General features: G+C 56.4%; 22 protein-coding genes and 1 pseudogene. 9 read left to right on the top strand and 14 right to left on the bottom strand.

Annotated features, from left to right (window positions below; all coding sequences use genetic code 11):
* The 6 genes and pseudogenes from P3T18_RS26860 to P3T18_RS26835 form a co-directional block, all read left to right on the top strand.
* Nucleotides 1-1,914: pseudogene (locus P3T18_RS26860) on the top strand (hypothetical protein); the annotation flags it as partial.
* Nucleotides 1,915-2,042: 128 nt separating this feature from the next.
* Nucleotides 2,043-4,187 (top strand): type I secretion system permease/ATPase, encoded by a 2,145-nt coding sequence (locus P3T18_RS26855; protein WP_429303004.1) that lies wholly within the window; start codon nt 2,043-2,045, stop codon nt 4,185-4,187.
* Between the two features lie 2 nt (nt 4,188-4,189).
* Nucleotides 4,190-5,608, top strand: a complete 1,419-nt coding sequence (locus P3T18_RS26850) for an HlyD family type I secretion periplasmic adaptor subunit (protein WP_429302971.1) — start codon at nt 4,190-4,192, stop codon at nt 5,606-5,608.
* Nucleotides 5,598-7,055 (top strand): TolC family protein, encoded by a 1,458-nt coding sequence (locus P3T18_RS26845; RefSeq protein WP_429302970.1) that lies wholly within the window; start codon nt 5,598-5,600, stop codon nt 7,053-7,055. Before P3T18_RS26850 ends, P3T18_RS26845 begins: the two co-directional genes overlap by 11 nt.
* Nucleotides 7,056-8,024: 969 nt before the next feature.
* A complete protein-coding gene (locus P3T18_RS26840) occupies nt 8,025-9,209 on the top strand; it encodes a hypothetical protein (protein WP_429302969.1) in 1,185 nt (394 codons plus the stop codon).
* Nucleotides 9,209-11,473: a hypothetical protein gene (locus P3T18_RS26835; RefSeq protein ID WP_429302968.1), complete on the top strand. Its 2,265-nt coding sequence runs from the start codon at nt 9,209-9,211 to the stop codon at nt 11,471-11,473. Before P3T18_RS26840 ends, P3T18_RS26835 begins: the two co-directional genes overlap by 1 nt.
* A 434-nt stretch (nt 11,474-11,907) precedes the next feature.
* On the opposite strand, the gene P3T18_RS26830 is transcribed toward P3T18_RS26835, so the two are convergent.
* Both P3T18_RS26830 and P3T18_RS26825 read right to left on the bottom strand, forming a co-directional pair.
* Entirely contained in the window at nt 11,908-12,171 is a 264-nt protein-coding gene (locus P3T18_RS26830; RefSeq protein WP_429302967.1) for a hypothetical protein, read from the bottom strand.
* On the bottom strand, nt 12,168-12,929 hold the full coding sequence (locus tag P3T18_RS26825; protein WP_429302966.1) for a hypothetical protein: 762 nt from the start codon (nt 12,927-12,929) through the stop codon (nt 12,168-12,170). The genes P3T18_RS26830 and P3T18_RS26825 overlap by 4 nt, the downstream gene beginning before the upstream one ends.
* Before the next feature lie 449 nt (nt 12,930-13,378).
* On the opposite strand from P3T18_RS26825, the gene P3T18_RS26820 reads away from it, so the two are divergent.
* Complete coding sequence (locus P3T18_RS26820; RefSeq protein ID WP_429302965.1) at nt 13,379-13,885, top strand: hypothetical protein; 507 nt, start codon at nt 13,379-13,381, stop codon at nt 13,883-13,885.
* 150 nt (nt 13,886-14,035) lie between these two features.
* On the opposite strand, the gene P3T18_RS26815 is transcribed toward P3T18_RS26820, so the two are convergent.
* The gene (locus P3T18_RS26815; RefSeq protein ID WP_429302964.1) at nt 14,036-14,425 is read right to left on the bottom strand and encodes a hypothetical protein; all 390 of its coding nucleotides are present in this window, start codon (nt 14,423-14,425) and stop codon (nt 14,036-14,038) included.
* Nucleotides 14,426-14,545: 120 nt separating this feature from the next.
* Here P3T18_RS26815 and P3T18_RS26810 point away from each other — a divergent pair, with 120 nt between their 5' ends.
* Complete coding sequence (locus P3T18_RS26810) at nt 14,546-14,755, top strand: hypothetical protein (RefSeq protein ID WP_429302963.1); 210 nt, start codon at nt 14,546-14,548, stop codon at nt 14,753-14,755.
* A gap of 64 nt (nt 14,756-14,819) precedes the next feature.
* Here the strand turns inward: P3T18_RS26810 and P3T18_RS26805 are convergent, their stop codons facing one another.
* The 10 genes from P3T18_RS26805 to P3T18_RS26760 all read right to left on the bottom strand — a co-directional run bounded on the left by P3T18_RS26805 (nt 14,820) and on the right by P3T18_RS26760 (nt 20,977).
* Complete coding sequence (locus P3T18_RS26805) at nt 14,820-15,356, bottom strand: hypothetical protein (RefSeq protein WP_429302962.1); 537 nt, start codon at nt 15,354-15,356, stop codon at nt 14,820-14,822.
* Between the two features lie 43 nt (nt 15,357-15,399).
* The gene (locus P3T18_RS26800) at nt 15,400-16,278 is read right to left on the bottom strand and encodes a hypothetical protein (RefSeq protein ID WP_429302961.1); all 879 of its coding nucleotides are present in this window, start codon (nt 16,276-16,278) and stop codon (nt 15,400-15,402) included.
* A gap of 81 nt (nt 16,279-16,359) precedes the next feature.
* The gene (locus P3T18_RS26795) at nt 16,360-16,494 is read right to left on the bottom strand and encodes a CopG family transcriptional regulator (protein ID WP_429302960.1); all 135 of its coding nucleotides are present in this window, start codon (nt 16,492-16,494) and stop codon (nt 16,360-16,362) included.
* Between the two features lie 259 nt (nt 16,495-16,753).
* Nucleotides 16,754-17,539, bottom strand: coding sequence for a KilA-N domain-containing protein (locus tag P3T18_RS26790; protein WP_429302959.1), 786 nt, complete (start codon nt 17,537-17,539; stop codon nt 16,754-16,756).
* Entirely contained in the window at nt 17,532-17,732 is a 201-nt protein-coding gene (locus tag P3T18_RS26785) for a helix-turn-helix transcriptional regulator (protein WP_429302958.1), read from the bottom strand. Before P3T18_RS26785 ends, P3T18_RS26790 begins: the two co-directional genes overlap by 8 nt.
* Before the next feature lie 240 nt (nt 17,733-17,972).
* On the bottom strand, nt 17,973-18,299 hold the full coding sequence (locus tag P3T18_RS26780) for a hypothetical protein (RefSeq protein WP_429302957.1): 327 nt from the start codon (nt 18,297-18,299) through the stop codon (nt 17,973-17,975).
* Between the two features lie 236 nt (nt 18,300-18,535).
* Nucleotides 18,536-18,733: a hypothetical protein gene (locus P3T18_RS26775; protein ID WP_429302956.1), complete on the bottom strand. Its 198-nt coding sequence runs from the start codon at nt 18,731-18,733 to the stop codon at nt 18,536-18,538.
* A complete protein-coding gene (locus P3T18_RS26770) occupies nt 18,730-19,542 on the bottom strand; it encodes a hypothetical protein (protein ID WP_429302955.1) in 813 nt (270 codons plus the stop codon). The genes P3T18_RS26775 and P3T18_RS26770 overlap by 4 nt, the downstream gene beginning before the upstream one ends.
* Nucleotides 19,543-19,544: 2 nt before the next feature.
* Nucleotides 19,545-20,486 carry a hypothetical protein gene (locus P3T18_RS26765; protein WP_429302954.1) on the bottom strand — a complete coding sequence of 314 codons (942 nt, stop codon included), beginning with the start codon at nt 20,484-20,486 and terminating at the stop codon, nt 19,545-19,547.
* Complete coding sequence (locus P3T18_RS26760) at nt 20,483-20,977, bottom strand: hypothetical protein (protein WP_429302953.1); 495 nt, start codon at nt 20,975-20,977, stop codon at nt 20,483-20,485. The genes P3T18_RS26765 and P3T18_RS26760 overlap by 4 nt, the downstream gene beginning before the upstream one ends.
* 502 nt (nt 20,978-21,479) lie before the next feature.
* Between P3T18_RS26760 and P3T18_RS26755 the strand changes: the two genes are divergently transcribed.
* Entirely contained in the window at nt 21,480-22,010 is a 531-nt protein-coding gene (locus P3T18_RS26755) for a helix-turn-helix transcriptional regulator (RefSeq protein ID WP_429302952.1), read from the top strand.
* Nucleotides 22,011-22,094: 84 nt separating this feature from the next.
* On the opposite strand, the gene P3T18_RS26750 is transcribed toward P3T18_RS26755, so the two are convergent.
* Nucleotides 22,095-23,393: a tyrosine-type recombinase/integrase gene (locus tag P3T18_RS26750; RefSeq protein WP_429303003.1), complete on the bottom strand. Its 1,299-nt coding sequence runs from the start codon at nt 23,391-23,393 to the stop codon at nt 22,095-22,097.
* Nucleotides 23,394-23,510: the final 117 nt, after the last annotated feature.

Below are 23,510 nucleotides of genomic sequence, written 5' to 3'. Positions count from 1 at the left end.
ATTTTCGGCTCCAACAACGGAGTGAATATCCTTGCCGGGGCCAGTGTAGGCCTTCATGGCGGAGGCGAGACAGTCAACTCGGCTGCGGGAGCGCTAGCTTATCTGACTGGCACGAATGGCGTCTTTGATGCGGTTTATGCGAACGGTGATCAGTATGGCGCCAAGGCCGCAGACGGGGAAGCGACAGGCATTCTGGTGGATACCAACTCACAGGCCTATGTTTTTGGCTCCAACAACGGTGTGAATGTCGCCGCCGGCGCTAGTGCGGGCATTCATGGCGGAGGCAATACTGTTAACGTCGCGGCGGGTGCGCTCGCTTACCTGACCGATACTAATGGCATCGCCGATACGGTGTACGCGAATGGCGTGCTCTTCGGTGGCACCGCCGCAGACGGTGAAAAAACAGGCATTCAGCTAGATAACAATACGCAGGCAAACTTTCAGGGCAATAACAATGATGTCTCGCTTGGCAACGCGTCAGTAGCGAACGTATTCGGCACCGGAAACGTCGTTGATCTTGCTAATAATAGCGGCTCTATTGTGAGATTTACCGAAGCGGGTGCCGCAAACATCGTAAATGGCTCTGGCAACTATGTCGGCGTGTTCGCTACAGGCGAAACAATTACGTCGTCAGGTAACACCTTCCAATTTTCTGCGGCTGGCTTTAACACCGCAGTTGACGGTGACGGCAACCACATTGAGGCCGGCGCAGGTTCATACACATTCGTCAACGGCATTGGTGATTTTGTCGATCTAATTGCGAATACAAACTCAACTGCTGACATAGAGCAGAGTGGTATTACGGCGACAATAAATAGTACTGGCGGTAACGTAATTGTAGGCGGCTCCAACGAGGTCGTGTACGTCAACGGGACCGGAAACACGATCAAGGTTACCGGGGTCAACGTGACGCTTTACGCGAACTCCGATCATGTTTTCTTCGAGGGCGCAGCTTCCAATAACAATAGTGATGTTTTGTACGGAAAGAGCAACAATGCGCCAGGCGGCAACGGCGGCTGGTCGCAGAACTCTGAAAATGTGGCGCGCGGCGTTACTGCAGTTCCTTCTGTGCCAAATTATCTAACAGTGCAACAACCCTACGTCGCACCGGCCAATTCTGAACCGGCTCCCGGCGGATCCCCGCCGCCCTCGGGCGCTACGGTCACGCTGGGCCCGATTGAGCAGGAACCAGGAGATACGCCAATAGTTGTAACGGTCATTCCTCCTTCAGGTAGCAATGACGGCGACCCTATCCTCCTTAATCTGGGAGGCGCTGAGGTTCAAACCCAAGATCTACAAGGGTCCACTGTGTTTTTCGACATGCAAAACAGCGGCCAGAAAGTTCAAACGGCGTGGGGTACGGCAGGTGAAGGCTATCTGGTCTATGACCCCAATGACGCCGGCAACACCGCGACTGTGATTCAGGACAGCCAACTCGTAGCAGGTTTCGACGCATTACAGGGATTGGCACAGCGGGTCGATGGCTCGGCCAGCGCATCGCTTACGGCGAATGACGCATTGTGGAATAGTTTAAAAGTCTGGGTCGATACAACCGGCACGGGCCAGTTCCAAGATGGCCAGTTGTACAGCCTAAACCAGCTGGGCATCGCGTCATTGAATCTCGACGGCAAGCAGATGAATCAGGACAGCAACGGCAACGAGATTCTGGTCGACAGCGCGTTCACACGAGCCGATGGCAGTACAGGCGACATGGCCAGCGTCAACCTTCTATATAACGCCAGCAATACTGCCAATGCATCTTCAGCGCAACCCGGCGCGAATCTCACGGATCTGCAGGTCAGCAACCTAATCGCCGGTATGGCGGCCTACGGCGCACAGCCTCCGGCCACTTCTACTTTAATTCCGTCTACACAGCAGACTGCACAAACGATCCTCTCCGCAAGCGTGCACTGACGCGAAGTTTGCGTCTCTGAAACGTGTGTCCGCAGCTTCGGCTGCGGACACCGTCGAGGCATTCAAGAAATCTTGACATGATCTTACTCGGCTGGCGTCCAAGTGTTGCAGCCGACACAACAAACCGAATGAACGCGCCGGACAATATCAAAACCGCGAGCCCAGCGCCTGCGAACGACCCAGGTCTTACATGCCTTATTGTAATCGCCCGCTTCCATGGATTGGCCGCAGATGCCGTCCAGTTACGGCACACAGCGGCAATCGATAATGAGCCATTCAGCGCTGACGCGATAGTACTCAGTGCCCGGTCGCTAGGTATGAAGGCACGCATTGTTCCAATGCGGCCGCAACGTCTGAATCACCTTCCGATGCCCGCACTTGTGCTTGATCGGGATGGCAAGCACTTTGTGATTGCCGCGTGTGATGGAAAGACTGCGTTCATACTTGAATCAGAATCTTCAGCGCCCGTTGTCGTACCAATCGATACTGTCACTAGTCGTTCAACAGGTCACGCGATCGCTTTTGCATCACGCGCGTCTCTTGCAGGCGAACTGGCCCGCTTCGACTTTTCCTGGTTCATTCCAGCAATTATCAAATACCGGCGCCTTCTCCTCGAAGTGCTAAGTATCTCGGTTATTCTGCAGATCTTCGGGCTTGTCTCGCCGTTGATGTTCCAAGTCGTGATGGATAAGGTGCTGGTCAATCGCACCTACAGCACGCTGAATGTCGTTTGTATCGCCTTGTTTGTCAGTTCGACCTTTGAGGTCCTGCTCACAGGCGTGCGCAACTACATTTTTTCGCACACGACGAATCGCATCGATGTCGAGCTGGGCGCGCGCCTATTCCGCCATCTTGTCGCGCTGCCCCTGAACTATTTTGCCGCGCGCCGTGTGGGCGACACGGTTGCACGCGTGCGCGAGCTGGAAAGCATCCGTAATTTCCTCACCGGTCAGGCGTTAACCGCAGTCATCGATCTCGCGTTTTCGATTGTGTTTCTCGCCGTGATGTGCATTTACAGCGTGTGGCTTACCCTGATTGTTGTCGCGTCACTGCCTGTCTACGCGGTGGTTTCGGGTGCACTTGTACCAGCGTTGCGTCAGCGGCTAAATGAAAAGTTTGCACGCGGCGCGGACAGTCAGTCGTTTTTGGTCGAAGCTGTCTCGGGTGTTGAGACGGTTAAATCAATGGCAATTGAGCCGCAATTCATCCGGAAATGGGAAACGCAACTCGCGGCGTACGTGGCGTCAAGCTTCCGCGTCACTCAACTCGGCAACATCGGTCAGCAGATCATCCAGTACGTTGGGAAATTGGTCACACTGGCGACTCTTTTTCTTGGAGCCCGGCTCGTCATTGATGGCCATCTAACGGTTGGTGGTCTGGTAGCCTTCAATATGATGTCGCAACACGTGGCTGCGCCTGTGCTGCGTCTCGCACAGTTGTGGCAGGACTTCCAGCAGATCGGCATCTCGATGAGCCGCTTAGGCGACATTCTAAATACCCGTACGGAACTGCCCTCCAGCACCCAAGCACTCCCGGCTATTCGAGGCGATATCTCTTTTGAAAACGTCCGTTTCCGCTATCGGTCGGACGGTCCACCTGTGTTAGAAGCAATCTCACTAGATATCCGCGCAGGACAGGTCATCGGCGTCGTCGGGCGCTCAGGATCAGGCAAAAGCACCGTCACTAAGCTGCTGCAGCGTCTTTACGTACCAGAACAAGGCACTGTACGCATCGATGGCATCGATCTGGCGCTCGCTGATCCCGCTTGGCTGCGCCGGCAGATTGGTGTAGTCCTCCAAGAGAATTTCCTGTTCAACCGTACGATTCGCGAGAACATTGCATTAACTGATCCAGGTGCGCCGCTTGAAGCCGTAATGCGCGCAGCACAACTGGCGGGGGCCCACGAATTTATCTGCGAACTACCGCAAGCCTACGATACGCGAGTAGAGGAGCACGGCGCAAATCTTTCGGGTGGCCAGCGCCAGCGCATAGCAATTGCACGTGCGCTGCTGACGAACCCGCGCATCTTGATCTTCGATGAGGCCACCAGCGCGCTTGACTTCGAAACCGAACGCGTGATCCAAAAAAACATGCGTGCAATCTGTGCGGGCCGCACGGTCATTATCGTCGCACACCGTTTGACCGCTGTGCGCTATGCGGATCAGATTTTTGCAATGGACAGGGGCAAAATCATTGAGTACGGCGTACACGGCGCGCTAATTGAGCGCAACGGCTATTACGCCCATCTTGTCTCTCTGCAGAACGGAGAGTGACTGTGTCGAATAACATTGAGGCACTTGAAGCTTTGTGGCGCCGTTATGTCACCGTGTGGCGAGCCACATGGTCAATGCGCAAGCAACTGGATACGCCGGCTAAGCTTGAATACGAGCTGGCTTTCCAACCGTCGCATCTTGAATTGGTCGAAACACCTCCTCACCCAGCGCCACGTTTTACAGCACGTGTGATAACGGCACTCGTTGTCATCGTGCTTACGATCGCGGTCTTTGGCAGGCTCGATATTGTGGTAGCCGGAAAGGGCAAGCTCGTGCCCAACGCTCAAGTCAAAATGATGCAGCCAGCAGTGACAGGCGTGGTGCGTGAAATTGCCGTGCACGACGGCGAGCGCGTTGCCATTGGCAAGGTGCTGTTGAGGCTTGATACCGCACAAGCCGCGGCCGACGAAAACAAAGCACAAGCGTCCCTGCTGGATGCAGCGCTCGCGATCGCCCGTTCAAAGGCGCTGATTGCCGCGCAGCAGCTTGGCACTCAGCCCCAGGTCGCTGGCGTCGACGGTGCCACTGCTCAACGACAGCAAGAGGCGCAACGGCTTGCCGAGGGGACCTGGCTTGAATATCAGGACAAACTCTCCTCCGCGAAAGCGGAACTTTTGAAGCGCACGGCCGCGCTGGACAGCACACGCCAAGAAATCGCAAAGCTCGCTGCAACTGCGCCACTCGCCCGCAAACAAGCGAACGAGTACAAAACACTCTCGACCGACAAGTACGTGGCGCAGAACGATTACCTCGATAAAGAACGGAGCGCACTCGAACAGGAACATGAGCTTGACGCGCAGCGTAGTCATGCGCGCGAACTTGCGGCCGGAATTGCGGAGCAACAGGCCGACATAAGCGCGGCTGCATCACAGTTTCGCCACGAGCAACTCGACCAATTCGAAAAAGCTAGCGAGCAGCTCGCGCAAAATCGAAATGACGAAAAGAAAGCCAATACACGTACCGGACTGATGAGTTTGAGCTCGCCCGTCACTGGCACCGTTCAACAATTGGCCGTCCACACACTAGGCGGCGTTGTGACAACAGCCCAAGTGGTCATGGAAATTGTGCCAGACGACGCGCTGGAAATTCAGGCGATCATCGAGAACAAGGACATCGGGTTTGTGAAAATCGGCCAGCGTGTCGCAGTCAAGCTGGAAGCTTTTCCGTACACCCGTTACGGGATGATGGAGGGGACGGTCCTGTCGATCGCAAACGACGCGGTTCAGGACAAAAAGCTCGGGTTAGCGTTTGTCGTCCGCGTACATCTAACATCAAACAGAATGCAGATTGGCAACCGGTGGGTCGATCTGACTCCTGGCATGGCCGCGACCGTCGAGATAAAAACTGGCAGACAGCGCGTAGCGCAGTACTTCCTTGGACCGCTTGTCGACGCTGCGCAGGAGAGTCTGCATGAAAGGTAGATGGGTAATAAAGCTAGGCATAGTCGCCTCAATCCAGACGATTACAAGTCACGCATCTGCGTTCGACCCACTGCTCGTACAGCACACAGTCCCTACGAATTCGAATGGCGGCACGATCTTTGGCGAGCAGCCGTGCGAGTTCGGCGCACTAGGCCGGCCGCTGGCGCTACGTGAAGCAGTTGAACGTAGCTTGTGCCATAACCCGAAGACTCGTGAAGCATGGACGAGTGTGAAGGCCCAGGCGGCCGCAGTAGGTGTTGCACGTGCGGCATTTTTGCCGACAGTGTCAGGCAACTGGCAGGGGGTGCGCGATGACTCCGCAACTGACGTGAACGGTCATCCTCAACTCAGTTCGAATACCGCCGCTACTGTACGCTCGGAAAGTGTGACACTTAACTGGGTCTTATTCGACTTCGGAGGTCGTTCTGCCGCGTTGCACAACGCGTCAGCACTGCTCGCGGCCGCCCGGGCAACACAAGACGCAACGCTGCAAGACGCGTTCGCAATGGTCGCGAAGGACTATTACACGGCACAAGCAATGCAGGCGGCACAGGAGGCAGCAACGACTGTCGAGGGAATGACGCGGGATAGCCTAATTGCCGCGCAGGCGAAAGTTGATCGGGGCGTTGCTCCTGTTACGGACATGTTATTGGCCCAGACTCAACACGAAGAGGCCGTGTTCAGTCTTACGAAAGCCGAAGGCGATGCGCAGACAGCGTTTGGCACGCTCGCCTCCGACATGGGACTTGACCCGGACGAAGCACTGATGGTACCAGCAGTGACAGCCTCTTCGATGCCGGACCAAACTTACAGTGAATCAGTTGCACAGTTGATTGAGGATGTCAAAAGAACGCACCCGTCGGTGCTAGCCGCGCAGGCGCAGTTTGAGGCAGCGCAGGCGAAGGTTGCGCAAACACGCGCGGAAGGGCTACCTAATATTAGCCTCGTCGCGAAATACAGCCGCAACAATCAACCGGCCAGCCTTGGGCTCGGAATCCCAACGTTTCCCGCCAACGGTCGCGACGCGTATGTCGGTGTGCAGGTGAGTATCCCGTTTTTTGAAGGCTTTAGCAGACATTATCAGAGCCAGCAGGCTGTAGCCGATGCAGAGCGCCAACGCGAGGCATTAGACGGAACTCGACAACAAGTCGCACTTGATGTTTGGATAGACTATCAGGCACTGCGCACAGCCACGCTGAACGCGACGCACAGCGAGACACTGCTTGCAATTGCTGGGCGTGCTTTCGATGCTGCCGAACATCGTTATCAGTCGGGGGTTGGCAACATTCTTGAGCTGCTGAATACGCAGACAGCGCTTGCAACGGCGCAGCAGCGGCGCGTACAAGCGCTAACCGACTGGAGCAGCGCAAAGCTACAACTTGCTTCCAAACTCGGAAGACTAAATATGAGTGACCTTGCAAAAGGCGCGCCATCGGAATTGAAATGATGCATTCGAATTCTATTTATTCATCAACTTCCAGTTTCAACGTGGCCGCCTCTGAAGGGAATCTTTGCCAAGCGAAAGTACCCTGCTTGCAGGTCTACTTCGACGCACCACATCAATGACAAGTGCTTCAATAAAACTGCGAGCGTGACACGTTGAATTTGATCGCTTGATCGCTTGATCGCTTGATCGCTCAGCCTAAAGTGACCACCTACCCAACCTATTCTTGAAAATGATCCCAGCATACGGCTTTTAAGCAGTTGATTTTCGCGAAAGCGGGATTGACTGAACGTTTGGGATGGTCTTTTACGGCACCGCAACGACGCCGCCAGCCAGCGTGTTCGACGTGCTGTCGGCTCTTGTGCCGCTCGGAATCGGCCGTGAGCCATCACCGCCTCTGCCAACGGCAAGTACTACGTCGACCAGCAAAGAGACGAAAAGATAGAGAAAAGCTTTGATGGTGTTCGGATGTGCGGAACGCCAACACGGCTGCCGAGCAATGCCTCTGGCCGATCCTCGACTGATGCAATTTGACGTGGAGGTGTTTCTCGCTACTCGAAAAAACATGCCCATGCAGTAAGTATGTCTCAAGAGCATGCGTTATGCCTTATGAAAATACACCTAATACGATCTCCGGCTATCATTGCTTATACGGAGTGGTCGATTGCGCAGCGCGAGCAGGCAATCGTATGGCTCGCAAGCTAATCGACACGGAAAAATATGCGATTTGAATCCAATATGGGCCGTGGACGTGCGGGAGGACGACATTGACTGATAAGTCACAATAGGAAGACTCACAAGCGGCAACCAGAACAGCAAGGATCCAAAGCACATGGTTCGCAGGCGTCGGAAAACCTGAGACCTAGAGGATCACTACTGCGGGCTTCTATCGACTTGCATACTAAGTCTAACGCTGTAGATTCATCGACGGTCATTCAATTCTATTGCGAGTGTAAGGCCTAGGCTACACATATGAATTTTCCAAACAACGTAGAAGAGTTCGAAGAATTCGTAGCTGATGAGAACAGGAGGACCGCCTCCAGCAGCCATCAGAATTTCGAGCTTAACATTGCGACGCTCGCCCGACGCAGCAAGTATCCAATCGAGGATATCGCGCGAGTACAGGCTCTAAATAGCTGGTTTCGGACCGTGCCTTCTGAGCGGGTGACGACAGTGCTTCAGCAGCCGTCGCTTTCGCAGGGTGCCACCGAAGCTCTCGCGAATAGCATGCTCGGTTTATCACTGATAATTCTGGGAAGATCCGACTTTAGGCAAAATGATCGGACATCACTTCGGCACATCCGTAACGAATATTTTTCACGCCTTCATTCATGGCCTGATTTGGCTCGCCTTGACGCGTCGTATTTAATTTGCGACGACAGCTACAGCAAGGGCTTACCAAACCCCTTAGACAGCGGCGATGGCACTCTCAAGACCGCTGCTCAATTCTCCAAGGTGGTACCGAAGCTAGTCGGCAGCGTTATGCAACCCGAAGACCTAAAGGGAAAAATTGAGGAGCAGTACCCGCTTCTTACAACGCTGCTATTTGAGCTGGTCAAGAACACACAAGATCATGCAATGTTCGATGCTGACGGGAGCGCAATCTCGCAATCGCTCCGGGTGTTTTTTTCGCGGTTCTATCCTGTGAGTTCTCTTGACGTTTTCGTTGATAAGAAGTCGGAAAACCCGTTGCCTCCACATCTGGCGTACGTAAAGTCACTGCATCCTGAAGATCATTCCAGCATGCGTTCGCAGACGAAGAAGAGGTTTAAGGGCGTTCTTGAGTTCTCCGTTTTGGATAGCGGACCAGGTTTCGTTGGGAGTTGGCTCCGCAGAAAGGTCGATCCAGCGGAAAGCATCGACCTTGAATATCAAGCCGTGCTAGCCTGCCTTCGAGAAGGGCATAGCACCGCACGCAACCCCAATCGGGGATTGGGATTAACGGATGTCATGCGTGTTCTGCGCTTGTTAAATGGCTTTATCCGAATTCGTACAAATCGGATCAGCTTGTACAGAGATTTCAACCTCCTGCCAGCGCAAGCGGCGACTGAGTCCGCCGGTCTAATGGATTGGAAACGTGGGCTCTCAACCAAGCCGAGTGCGTTCGGACCAGTGACAGGAGCAACTGTCTCGGTGCTCATCCCGGTGGAGGCCTGATGACTTTCGCCCTGTACGAGCATTCTCACGGAGCGTCCGCCACAGGATCGTCGCGCCAGATCAGCATCGTCTTACATTCTGATGAGCAGAATCAAGAGGATCTAGCGAGAGCCTTGGCGGCGCATCTTCGCGATAAGCCCGCTGCTTCCCGGGTGATAGTCTTCGGATTTGAGTCGAATTCTGAATTTATCATTGAGTTAATGGACACCTCATCTGCTTTTATGAGCAGGTTGGAAAACGCCTGGGGCGGCGGAGCAGTCCAAAAATGTCAAGGTGTTGTTTTGCTGCGGGACGGTCGAAACTACGCTATCGTTTCCGGAAGCAAAAACAAACAGATCGACAATGCAAAACTCGAAGCGGAAACGGCGGCAGAGAAAGTAGCTCAAGAGATCTTCATTAGTGGGCAGTGTATTCAGCATGCGCCACACGGCGTTCACTTTGAGAAAACCTCCGGCGCTCACAGTCAGGCATTTATCCGCGCATCCAACGCGCTGGTGCGGTCAGCCGATACGTTAACTCTCGCGTTTTGGTTACAACCATTTTTCTCACAGCCTGCGAGCCGAATCCTAGTCGACACCTCTGCCATTGCATCGTTGGCATATGCCGCCGGTGCAATGTCGGTCGCAATTGGAGTCCGTGAGCGCCTTCCGGTAATTGAATCGTTCCAATCCTACGATGGATTGTCGGCCGAGGACTTAACTGCTGTAGACAACACTCTATTTCTGATTTCCGCAAGCACGTCGGGCAATCTTGCGCGCGAGGCCTTTAGCAAACGTGTCGCGCGCGACCGGCTTATGACGCTGTTTCTTCTAGCTCGGGAACAACTGGACCAAGACGCTCTATGTAGACTTGGAAAGAGTGCCAACAACCCCCAAGGGTTACCGTTCATCGACAGCTGGAAGGCAGATGAGTGTCAACTGTGCACCGGCGGTTCTGCTGCTATCCGGATTGGTGGAGATCTCTTTCTGACCAGTTTGCCGAGCACGACCGAGATCGGGCTCGTGAAAACGCACGTACCAGACGGGCAGCGCGCCCTGATCACGAAATTTTCCGGATTGGGCGTCTTCCGAGTTAACAGGCGAATCGGTGATGTCGTGAGTGAGTTTTCCGTCGACATCACACCGATCTTAACCGTTGGCGACGGCGCAAAGACAGTGGAAATATTGAATTTTCACGAGACATGGCAGCAAATGCTGAGGCGTCACGTACCGGCGAACTTGTCACACGTAGTTGCGCCAACTTATCCCGCTTCCGAAAACCTGCAAAGTTCAGTGGAAAACTTTGCGTATCGATTTTTGGATAGAGAAACGGTCGTCGCAGCGCGCGCGGCCGATCTTGCAGAGACACGTGAGCATCGAAACGGCGCAGCAATTGTGGTGACACCGTGCATTGATGATGCGGTCCAGATGATGGGGATCAGCCGTGATCTTCGCAGCGTGGTTCCTGGGGGCAATGTGACTTATTTTGCGCCGTTCATAAGGGCGAAGAAGGAAGGCGATGCAAAGGCAATACGGACGAATTTGACTTATGGTGACCGGGGCCCTGGGACGCACTCCCTGTACAGCCTGTTCGATCTTTACTTGCCAGACGATCGGATAAGAAATCCGTGGACGCTTGAAGGAGCGTATCTAAGGCAACTGTCCGAATGGCTTGAGGAACAGGGCTCCGATATTCCGCCGTGCCTGCTGACTAGAACGACCACTTTGCTCCGGGCGACTGCGGACGGGATGATAGACAACCTGTTTTGGCCCGACGCTGCTGGGCAGCCGCTGCAGATACGATCCAATTTCGTACTCTTGCCGACAAACGATGGCACAAAACCACTGACGCAAGCCGACGTATATACCGTCGTTGCCTGTGCGCTCAACGAACTTCGACAACAAACGCAAGGTGACAGCTTGCGTTGTAGTGAATACGCGCGGCGCGTCATCTCCCCCCAAAATTTTGTCAGATTCAACGATGGAGTGATTCAGGCTTCAATTCTTAGGGCATGTAGCGGTGACGAATTGAATTTTGTCGCTACCGACAATGACGCGTTCAGCGGTCATATGCGGAACATCATTATTTCAATGATTAACGAAACGGGAGAGGCGCTGACCGAGGTCATGTTAGCGATGGCTATCGGACACCTTCGTCTAATCAAAGCAGATGAGTCGCAAGTTCTGAACTGCGTTATTGATAAGAAGGCGTCTATGCCGGCCATGGTTGTTCTAATAGCAGAAGCGATGAAGGCCGGAGTTGTTGGCAATCTGCCCAAAACCTAAGCGGCTGACGCTTAACGATGGACCACGCCCCACAGTACCAACGCAGTACTGCGGGGCGACTGCTAGGCCGCGCAAGCCTTATCAATGGGCCGCGTCACGAGATAAAAATGGTCCGATATCAAGCCGGATGCTATGGGACTTAACCTAAAAATCGTAACGGCAGCGGCGTAACCGTCACTAGTAAAAACGACGCAGGAAAAATATTTGTATCCTCGTATGGAACACGAAGACCCATTCACTCGCGTCAATAGCTTCCATTCGAAGCTGCGACCGCGCTAACGGAGGCAAGGTGTTAATCCGCTGTCAACAATGGCGATGCTTCAGTGTCCTCGAAGAATGAGAGGGCACGTTGGCGTGAGTGTCGATCCCCCAGCATTGCCCAGCGTGTCATCCGTTTAAGCGAATTCCCGAAGTCAACCGCGGGACGAGTCGCCCTACTCTTCGATCATCGTATCGAATACATCCCAATGCGCAAAGTGTGCGCCGGCGTCGAAATCGCGATCAGCAGCCGCATGCGCCGCCGCCGTAACGCTCCGATACGTAAGAGTTACATCGACGATGCGTACGGGCACGCTGGCCTCTGCGCGCCGTTGCGCTTCAACCAGCAATGATGGATGAACTATCCCGCGCTCCGACAGCATCGCATCAATGCGGCGCATACCGGCCGCCAAACGCTCGCGTTTCTGTTTCGCGTTCATGTCGTTTCTCCGTCGACTACTACTGCATTCGAGCCGTAGATTGCCTTCACGCCGCTGCCGATGGACTTGCCGGGCTGCATGTGCACGACGATCCTGCAGGGACGTGGGCCTGCAGGCTTGCCGGCGAACTCACCAAGCGACAACCGCACGCGTTCAAGCTCTGTAATCATTTCCCCCTCCTGCAGTTTGAGAAGCGCAGCCACGATACGCTGCGCCGCCAGTGCACCGCCCGCACCATCCCTTTCCTCGAGCCGTTTGATCGCCGCATATACCTTGCCGCGAGTCGCCTGCAATTCTTTCAGGTGTCGTGCGTTAATCGCCTTCTGGCGGCCCACGATTTCGGCCTTGACGAACTCCTCTCGCTCATCTGCATCGAGACCCTCAGGGATATAAATTTCGTCGGCATAGGCGCTCGGGGAAGGAGTTTTATCCGATGCTCCCTCCTCCGCCGCAGCCGGCTGCGCGAACACGTCGGTTCCCCCCTTCAAAGCCTGAATAGACGAGTCTAGACGGCGGCCCACATAGCCTGATCTACCGCGCTCCTGTAAATTTTCGACGCGGCCGCCCGCAGTGTTAGTGCTCGGGTGCAGGTCCACGCCGATAGCCTTCTGCCAATTCTCGGCAGCCGCGCGCTGGCCCACAAGTGCCTTAGAAATTAAAAACTTAGCAGCGACAGTCGCATAGCTCGTCAGTGGACTGCTTTCCCACTCGCGGCGTGCTTCAGTCCACTGCTCGGGCGTCAATTTGGCCTTTGCCATAGCAATCCTCCATGGCGTCAGGATGGCATCACGAACGCTCGTCTAGACGCTCGTCTAGGTCCGTCTAGATTCGGTCGAATACAGCAATCCGAACCAGAGTGGTGCGCGAGGAAAGTGTCAGGCCAGCAAACGGCCATCTCGGTCAGAGTGCAGCGACGAATCAGGCGGCCATCAACAAAATCGCTACGACTGCTCTCACGACAGATCACCGAAGGGTCGACTAACCAGCAAGAGTCGAAACTCACGAGATACTCAACGTGACTATGTCCGTCATCTCGGTCGTCTGTCGTTCAGTACCCCAATGTCCGCTGAGCGCAAGTCTATTCGGTATGCCCACAAAGCAATATTCGAAATTTTTGCTTTCAGTTGCATCGCGCTGACAATGACGCTCTAAAAACTAAACTCTCTTCGCTATCATGTCTTGACATTGTCGCCGCCGAGACGCCCATATGATTGTCGAGAAAACTAAGTTTCAAACGTTTGAAGAGTTTGCGACCTACGCAATGAGTGACGCTGCGCCGCGTTATGCGCTGCTCTCTTGGCCTATGAATCACGAGCCGTCTTCCTGCTGGGGCCTGACGTTCCAGGAAGCTTTGTTCTCCGATGACATCGACAAGCTCAAGCGCGCAGCCATAAGGTGGGACCAACACAGGCTGAAAGTTAAGTACAGCCGTGGTTCAGACTACGTTGACGAGTACGGTGAGGATGCCAGTGACTGCTGGTCACTAAAAGGCGGTCCTGAATGGTGGGAGTTGTGGAGCGCGCCAGCGGAACTGTCGAAGGCTGAGGCGGAACAGTTTCTAATCGACGAAAACTTTTTTTGCGATATGCAGGGATGGTCGCTCTATGACAAGACAGCGCCAACGACTTACGGGAAACGATACAGCATCGATGGCGTGCAACAAATCATGGAGCTTCTTGCTGATCGGCGTGAACATCCAGAAAGCGGTTTTTGACCCGGTAACATGGATAGCGAGACGCCTACCGGTGAAACTCAGCGGTCGGGCGACGTGGGGATCAACGCACGCGATAGGCGAAGGTAAATCCACATGAAAACTCCTCGCACGACACGAGAAAATTAAATAGCTGTCGCGGCAGATCAGCGCTTACGCGCCCAAGTCGTCAAGGACCGACATCGCGAGGGTGACTCCGAGTTGCGCCTGCTTGGCAACGTCAACGTCGGCAAGCTCGACAATCGCCAAGAGCAAATTTTTTGCGATGCGGTGTCCGCTCACAACACGCGATAAACAGTCGAATGCCCCAATGTCGTCGTACTCGTCAGCGAGCGCGTGGCAAGCGGCAACTGCTTCAGCCGCAGCCCGGTAGCCGAATCGCACAAGCTCAGCGACTTCGTCGTCCGCGAGCCGTTCAATTCTAGAAAACAGAAAAGCCTGTACTTCCAAGGCTTCTATGCCGATGAGCAGCGTGCTCGCCGGCGTTCCCAGCAAGACGTGCCGGACGATCGAATTTTTATTGACGGCTGAGACTGCGTGCATTGCTAGCTCCGGGTTTCGTGTTGTGTGCTGCGATGGAATGGATCATAGACTTACGTAGCTACGAAATGCAAGTCATTTTCAAAATATTTGTAGCTACGTAACTTCATGTATGATCGCAGCATGACTACGAAACCCAAACACCTAGAGGACGCGGACCGGAAGATGGGGCGGCCGACGCTCAATCCGGATGGCGAGGCCATGACGCCGCGCCAAGTGCGCATGGATGATGCCCGCTGGGAGAAGTGCCGCAGACTCGGCGGCGCAGGATGGATTCGCGACCGCATTGACGAGGCGAATGATCCAGCTGATCTGCCCAAGCGCCGCAAGTAACCGCGCCACCAAAACGAAAAAGCCACCGATGCACTGGTGGCTTTTTCTTTTGGTGCGCTGGGCGTCAGTGAATTCCTAAGGGCGCCTTGAACACGTGGCCGCCGTTGATAGCGATGCGCCTGGCGATCCGCGATTCAGACTCGGCCTGCTGCGCCCGCTGCTGGCGCTCATTCTCCGCATGCATAGTGGCACCCGATAGGGCTGCATACAACAGGAACAACGCACCGCACTGCGCGCGTCCGCGACGGCCTTTCGGCGACTCAAGTCCGGCCGCGATCAGATCGAGAAACCTCGCTTGACCGGGCAGCGGCTCGCCACGGCGATTGGCACCAATAAGCGCGGCGCGCTGCTGCACCGTCATTGTCGAGTCGATGAGATCACCGACACGCACCAGCGCAATTCCCGCCTCGATCAACGCAGCGCCAATCTCCGCTATCTGGTTGCCGAGGATTGCTTTATAGGAACCCAGAGCGACCTGGCTCGCGTGCGGCAGAAGACGCCACTTGCGCATCTTGCGCTGCACGCTGGCAAGGTCAGCGGTTAACCGCATGGAACGCCTGCGCAGCGCAATTAGGGCGCGGGGGATGGATATCGCTTGCATGAGAATTTCCTTGAGGCGCCCCGGCGAACCGGGGCATGTGGCGTTACGCGGGCTTGCCTGCCATCAGCTTTGCGTGACCCATGCAGGCAGTCGCCATGCGGGCGCGGGCCAGCTTCAACTGGCGCTTCGCATCCAGGTAAGCACCGTGACCACGCCACGAAAAATCCACCAGCCTTTCGTCTGCGAAATCGCAGCGGACGATATCCCAGCGGGCTTTATAGAGGCGCACCAGGTACATCGCACGCTCGCGCATTGCAATAACGCGCTGCTCCCATTCGAACACGACCATCGCGCGGTCTGCTACCTCGTCGCGGTCGAAAACGCGGCGGCTGCCAGTGCGTGCGTGCGATACCTTCAGGTCCGCATTGAACACGTGGCCCGACTTGATCTTCGCATTCTCGCGCTCGGCTGCGGTGTACAACTTGCATATTGCGGCGCGGTCCTCGCCGAACTCGTCGCACACCTCGTCGCGATCACCGAATTCGTGCGTGAAGTCTGGTTGATTCTCCCACTCACACCGGACCATGTTCTTCACCAGGAACTCGCGCATGCATTCGATATCCGACTGCGGCACGCGCACGCCCTTGCGCATATGGATGTTATTCGCGATGTACAAAGCACCTTCGAGCGTCAGCGCCACGCCAAGCTCATCCCAGCCGTTGCCGTTCGCAATGAGCAAGTGTTCTTCGTTGCCGTTCGAACAGTAGCCATCGCTATTCGGCACCAGCGCGCGAGCAATGTCGATTGACACCGGGCGCAGCATGTGCTCGTGTTTAACAAAGCGGATCACCTTGCCGCTCGGCGGGTAGATCACGCTTACCGGCGTCTTGCGGCGTCCCATATGCGCGCCACCACCTTCGATTTCGTTGCGGCCAAAGCGAAGCATCCTTTCGATCACTGCTGCAGAATTTTTCTTTACCATGATAGATCACCCTTAGTACTACTTGAGTTATAGGAACCACTTCGACCGGGGAGTCCGTTCCTGCAACCGTACTGCTACTGCTTAGCCGCCATTCTTTTCGAGCATCGCTTCGATAGCGCGGCGGACAAACTCGGCGATGGACATCTCAAGACGCTTTGCGGCCACCTTTACGCGGGCGTCGAGAGCATCTGGAAGGTGGATATGTTTGCGCTGCATCTTGTCTGCTCCATTGGGTTGTTGACGGCACACCCGAATTTAGCCAGAAAACGAAACCACTGAAAACTTCCCAGAAAACAGAATAAGTACGTTTTCGTGCAGCATATGCGCGGTGCGCAGAATAGATCTGCGGGAACCAGTGCCAGAGGCATAATCGAGCTACGTCAATAGATTTGAACTATATTTTTCGGCCCGTTCGAAAACGTCTACTTCGTAATTTCGCACAGCGGCCCGTACTTGCACCGCCGCGTCGATGGCGCTAGCGAAGGGCGTTATCCCGCTCTGCCTGCTCGCGCAAGTCCAGGCGCATGCGCTTCGGCGTGGCCGCCAGTTGCTTGCCAATTGTGCGGGCTTCGAGCTTTGGCTGATCAGCATGGGCGATTGCAGGCAGTTCGCCATTCTTGTCGATCCACTTCTGTTTGAACTTGATCAGCATTTTGATGCGGTCCTCGCGCGACTTGCCGCGGGCATACAGCATCGCGCTATAGCCCTCGGCTTCAGCCAGGAAGTCGAGAACCTTCATCGGCAGCGCGTCACGGTCGATTGAAACGAACTCGCCACACACTACGAAATTCACGAGCAGGCACTCGTTGATGTAGTGGTGCGCCTTCGTTTCTTTGCCGTCGGCATCGCGCACACGCTCCACCATCGCGCGCAGGTATTTGTTCGATGCGGCAGTAGCGTGGCGCAGGAGAACGTGTTCGAAGTGCGGATGATTGCCGGTCAGCAGCAGGCGAATCTGACGATTGCACCAGATCGCGAAACGAACATCGAGCCAGCGGGCAAGCTCCACGGCCAGTTCCGGGTGCAACCACGTGCCGCCATTCTTGCCGCGCATCGTGCGAAACCAAATACCAGATTTTCCGGTATTCAAATCGGCGTCCAATCCGGCGATGTATTCCTTCGTTGACGGCAGATCGAGCCAGTCGTTCGGGCGCTTGTTGAAGCGCTTTGCGGCAGCCGTTGCGTCGATCCACGCAGCGGGTGTGAACTGCACCTCTTGACCGTCGTAGTCGGCGCGCACCAAGTTGGTTTTCTTAGCCATGGCGAGCACCTTGCGGACGGGTCTTGGATACCCACGCATCGAGATCGGCGACGGCGAAGCGGAAATGCCCGGTCTCCTGATCGCCGTGACGGTGCGGCTTCGGAAATTTGCCGTCCTGCGCGTGAAGACGGCGAACGGTAGAAACGGACAGGCCGACGTGTTTGGCGGCGGCGGGAAGTGACAGGAATTCCATGAGTGTTCCTTTCGTTAGAAGACACTCACACATTCGCGTCACGACCGAACACTCCAAACTTGGTCACGGCTATCTGGCGGGGCTTTCCGGGCGATTCGCGTGATTCCGCTCAGCCACTTTTCCTTGTTGAATATTGGGAATTGGTGGACGAAAAATTTCTTCATCATGGCTTTGTGCGGATGCAAAAAAGCCCGCTCACTGGCGGGCTCAATGCGATGGGTCGTAGCCGATCCGACAGATCTAGAACACTTCCTGACGGCCTGCCGCCTCCTCGCGTTGGCGCTGAGCCGCCTCGAATGCGGCGCGGTATTCGGCACCCTTCGCTGCATCGCGCACCGCCGGCTTGATTTCGCCCTCTCGCGCCATCGCGTCAATCGTCGGGGCAAAATATTCGAGCAGGTCGTCAAAGCGGGTTTCGACGTATTGCACCACCGACTCAGGGGCGCGGTCATTCTCGATCTCAACCGCGAAGCCATCGCCGGCCTGCCCCAGCTTCCGATGGGGCCTCACCTTGCTCGGGTCCTTGCCGCTCGCGCGGAACGCCTTGGCTAGCAACACCGGCTGCATGCAAAACGCGATTCAAGTCCGCTGGCTTCGTCTCGATCCCGCGAGTCTTCAGGCAGTGAGTTAATGCGTACGTCGGTTCGTTGTGTGCTGTGTTCGTCATAGTGTGCTCTTCCAAAAGCAGAATTGTTCAGAGGTCTTTGTAGCCGCTTTCGCTCGCCACCCTCACCCGAGCCCTTCGGCGTATGCCGCGAGCCGCGCTGCGGGGCCGCTCGCGGGCTCGGTGATTGACGTTCGGTTTAGCGCGCCGCTACCTTTTCACGCAGACGTTGTTCGTCTTCGAACTCAAAAGTAGCCAAGCCATGAATCGCGCGGCGACTGTGGACCTGCTCAATCGCGGCGAGCGCGAACTCGATCTGGTGCTGCGTCAACTTCTCGCGGTTGCGGTATCGGTCGATCAGCCTCTTGGCAAAGTAGAATCCAGTGCGCCCGCTCATACGACGCCTCCCGCAAGCGATGCCTCGCGCGCAGCAATGGCGGCCTCGCGCTCGTCCAGTTCGCGGCGGCGCGCCTGGTCGGCGAGAAGCGCATCCACGCGGCGCTGCTGCTCCGCCTTCAGACGCTCAGCCTCGGAGATTTCCGGGGCCTTGTCGCGCGGCGTGTCGGCCTTCGGCTTGCCCAGCATGGCGAGCAAGCCCGCGATCTTTTCGCGCCCCTTGGCTGCGGTCTCCTCGTCAATCGTGTCGTCATCGCCAGGGCCCGCTAGCAGCGGAAACACGGCGCGGCCATCGGCCAACGCAATGCGCCCCTCGTTCACCGCCTTCTGCGTGATTTGCTCGCGCTGCTCCTTGTCGAACCCAGCCGAGATGTACCAGTGCGGAACCGCCAGCGTTTTGCGACTCACCGACGAGATGCGCTCGTACGCCTCACGGAAGCCGTTCGACGCGCCGTAGCGATCACCCTCGTCGAGGAGGTGGCGAACTACATCCAAAGCTTCCTGGATTTCCTTGCACGTGACGACCGTGTTCCGCTGGTCATGTGCCAGCTTCGCGACCGCCCATGCTTCGTGCGACCCGAGCCACGCGTCAATGCGCTGATCGACACGACCAATCACGTCGGCCGGCACCGGCGCGTACCGGCTTTCGCTCATGTGCTGGATCAGTGCCGCCTTCACATCTTCGATGCTATACGCCCCCAGCAGCTTGAACCAAAACTTAAGCTCATCCTTCGCCGGCAGAGGCTGGCGCAGCGTCGAGCAGCACAGATTCAAGGATGCGGTGAACTCCTTCGCGTCTTCGACACGCATGATCAGTGCTCCATCTCAACCGTGAAAGGGTCATTCGAATGATGCATGCCCATGTCTGCAAGGAACGCGCGCTCGTTCTCCGCACTGATGGCGCGGTTGCGCTCCTGCGGCGTCATGAAGCCGTCGCGCTGCGCAGCACCGGAATTCCCCTTGATCCATTCGGCTTTGAGCCCTTGGGAGCCACGCACGCACCACTCGCGCAAAAAGTCGTTCAGTGTCATCGCGGCCTTGTGGGCTTCTTCCTTCGCGCCATCGATGGTCGTCGGCGTCACATCAGCGCGCTTCCTCTTCCGAAGCGCAAGCCAGTCGATAGCGACCTGCTCATCAACACCAGCGGCGAGCAGAATCGACTTCACATCGAATGCTTCGGATTTCGTCTTCTTCGCGGTCGGTGCTGCCGTCTTCTTTTCCGGAGCGGTGGGCTGCGCGTCTCCGAACAGGTCGAGCGAGCCCGCAGGGCCGCCATTGCTACTCTCAATACTAGCTACGATAAATCCTTGCTTAGAATCAGTACTTACTTGTGTCGGTTTTACCGTATGCGGTTCGTCCGTATCCGGTTGAACCGCATACGGTTGAGCCGGAAGCGGTGAATCTGGAAGCGGCGCCGCTTCCGTGTTTTCCGTAAGCGGATCTACCGGGAACTCAGAGACCAGGTAGTCAACTCCGCCGAACGTGCCGCCGTTGCCCTTTGATTGAGAGCGCGTGATATAGCCGACCGCCTGCAACTCACCCAGGACGCGATACACGGCGTCACGCTTGCTCGGCATGGCGGCTTCCGCAGTCTCATTCACGAGCGCCTGCACACTCACGCGCCAGTGATCAGGCTTGCCAAGCAGGAAAATCAGCATCCCGCGCGAAGCCCATGAGAGGCGCGAGTCTTCACTGATTTTCTTGTCGAGCAGGTAGAAGTTGGATTGCGGGCGCGGTGCGCGAATGATGCTCATGCCGGCACCCCGCTTTCAGCGTAATAGGCCGCCTTGATCGCAAGCACGGCCGCGTCGATCGACAGGAACGAGCCGAGGCGGACAGGCTTACCGTGCGGCGCATACGACGCACGGAACGAAGCGGAAGGGATATCGAAGCGAATGCCGGGGACGCCGGTCTTGGTCATGCGGAATGCAGCAGATTGGCGGGCGAATTCGGAGGGGGAAAGCGCGGGAGGGTCTGAGTCGGGGTCGCCGCCGTCGTCATCGCCGTCGTCGGACGACGATGAAGCTGACGCGGGCGCACTCTCGCCGACTGTCGCATCGGCAGCGCAACCGCCGCCAACATCGGCGGATAGGTTGGCCTGGTGGATGGATGCATAGCGGCGCTCGACGACGCGGCAGACGACGAGCGAAAAGCGCTCGGAGCGGCGCGAACGGGTGCTCGGGCAAATAATCTCCTTCCAGTTCTGAATGTAGTCGGAGACAATTCCAATTGATACTTGATGCAAGATGCTCGCCTTTTTTAAAAGACGGCACCAGCGATGCTTGAAACAACTACTGCGAGAGGCTAATATCTCACTTGATCGTTGTACATCGCCGATGCCGCTGATTACGGTTCGGTACAGAAGCCCCCTCTGGTTCGCGAGACCTTGGGGGCTTCGTCCTTTCTGGCGTCTATTCCGCGACGCCATGCCGCATTATTACGCGCCTCCGAATCAGCGTCTAGCACAGTATGTCCTGCAAATCCCCACCAGATAAGGCTCAGCGTCTGCGCGCGGCGCAGATATAACGGCACAAATCCCTTGTCGAATATATGTTCTGCTTTCGACGCAGAAATTCTTTTATTCGAAAATAGGCAGAAATTGCATTACCTAATTACCATTGAATATGCCAATATCTGCTCGGCGCACATAATCTATCGGGTGGATAAAGCAGATTGAAAAAATCAAGCGTTCGAAAATAGGTCCCGTCGCATTTAGTGCAGCCACATTAATCGGAGGTTGCAGCAGAATGGCGGCTCTCAATCACAACGAGCGCAGCATGACCCTCTTCTTCGACATGGACGCCCTCATGGGCCGCAGCACAGCCCGCCAGCGCAGCAGAAGCCGCAAGCCCAGCCTTTCGGAAACTTCACGCGGACTGTTCGCCTACCGCTCTGAATTGATGGCCTCGTCCTCGGGCGGCGGCGCCAGCGAAAGCCACGCTAACCTTCGCAGCACGCCCACACCACGCACGCCGCGCTCGCAACGCCGCACTTCGGCACGCAAACCGACGAGCGGGGATGGTGACTCAGAAGGCGAGCCCGCGCCCCGCTCACACATCAGGCCAATTTTCTACGGGCTTGAGGATGTCGCTGCAGTACTGTCCTTATCGCCTCGCGGTGTACAGAGGCTCGTTCAAGAAGGCGGCTTCCCGAAGCCTCGCGCCGTAAGCACGCGCCGGGTCGCGTGGCTTGTACGTGAAGTGGAGCAATGGGCAGAGTCGCGCGAGGTCGCTGACATGCTCCCGCCACACAACGCGGGCCAGCGCCGCGCTGCATAGCTCGCAATTACAGGAATTCCTGTATTTGAATCAATACAAGTGGTTAGCAAGACAGGCGGAATCCCGCCTATCGGCCTGCTCGCGCTACTCAGGTTTCGCAACCAAGGTCTTGACGTGCTCAGCGGTCAATTCCTCAAGGCGCGCGGATAGCTTCCCGAGCCATTCGCGTTTCTCCTGGTCATAGGTGTGCCGGTTGTACACACCCACAATCCCGGGCGGGACGTGGCCCAAGATCGCCTCTGCCACCTCCGACGGGCAGCCCATCGCGGCAAGGATGGTCCGCACCGATCTTCTGAGGTCGTGCGGCGACCATTTTTCTACCGGCAGCCGCGGGCGCTCCCAGTTCGGCCGCGTCTTCGAGTGGGGCATGTGAAACCAAACGGCCGTCTGTATTACTTTCTGCTCGACGTGGCCGCCCTTCTCGCTTGGGAACAGGAAGCCATTACCATGCACGCCCATCCTGCGCCGAATGATGGTCTCGGCACGACCCACGAGCGGCGTCCGCATGTCGGTTGCGTGGGCTCGCTTCGCGTTCTTCGTCTTGGCCTTCGGGATGGTCAACCAGAGCCCGTCTGACTCCTCTGAGACCTCTTTGCCTTCGATGGCGCATATCTCACTGCCCCGCAAACCGCTCCACAGGTAACAGGTCAAAATGTCATCGCAGAGCCGCGACAGGTTCGGCAGCCACGGTATCAGCGTGCTGAGTTCGGTCGCGCTCAGGACTCGCTTCGTGGTCACCTTCTCACCAGCCACGATCTTGCCAGCGGATCGCAGCTTGCCGCGGAGAATGTCTCGCCAGTGGTTCGGCGTATCGTCAGGGAGCCTGCCCGAATCCAGCGCGTAGGTCCAAGCCGCGCCAATCTCCGCCTTCAGCTTCGCGGCCTGCACCGGTATCCCTTCGTGCGACTTAATCAGGTCGAAAGCATCACGGCGCGTCAGCGAAGCCGCATCCTTCGCGGCCAGCTTCTCAGGAACCATCTTCGCGAACATGCGGCGCACTTCAGCCGCGCCCTTCTCTTTGCGATGCACATTGACGTGTCCATGCACGTAGTCGCGCAGCACGTCGGCAACCTTCGGTGAGCCACCGGCCTTAGTCGCATCCTCGGAGCCCGCTGTGCGAGCCGTACGTCGTTCGGCGGCCGGGTCTGCGCCACTATCCCGAGCCGCGCGCAACTTCTCCCATGCGGCGATCGCAGCGGCCACGCTCATGCTCGGCCACTCGCCAATCTTGGTCTGGCCGAGTCGTCCTTCGGGGGTGCGGTAGCGGTATGTCCAAGTCTTGCGGCTGGCGCTTCCGATAAGCCGCAGACCAGGCGCTCCATCAATTAGAATGTGCTGCCCAGCGGGCAACAATTTTGCTGCTCTAGGGTCGAAGTTCTTCATTTTCTCGGTATAGGTTTCCCGATTCAGTCCCACGCTGACTCGGTATAGGTTCAACGATACCACGAGAATAAACCTATACGGGAGAACGGAATGTACTGGCGTGTTATGGCGCTTTCT

This window comes from Paraburkholderia sp. GAS199, assembly GCF_050436585.1.
Classification (GTDB): domain Bacteria; phylum Pseudomonadota; class Gammaproteobacteria; order Burkholderiales; family Burkholderiaceae; genus Paraburkholderia.
Note: the sequence above shows the minus strand (reverse complement) of the source record. Positions and strands in the feature narration are given on the sequence as shown.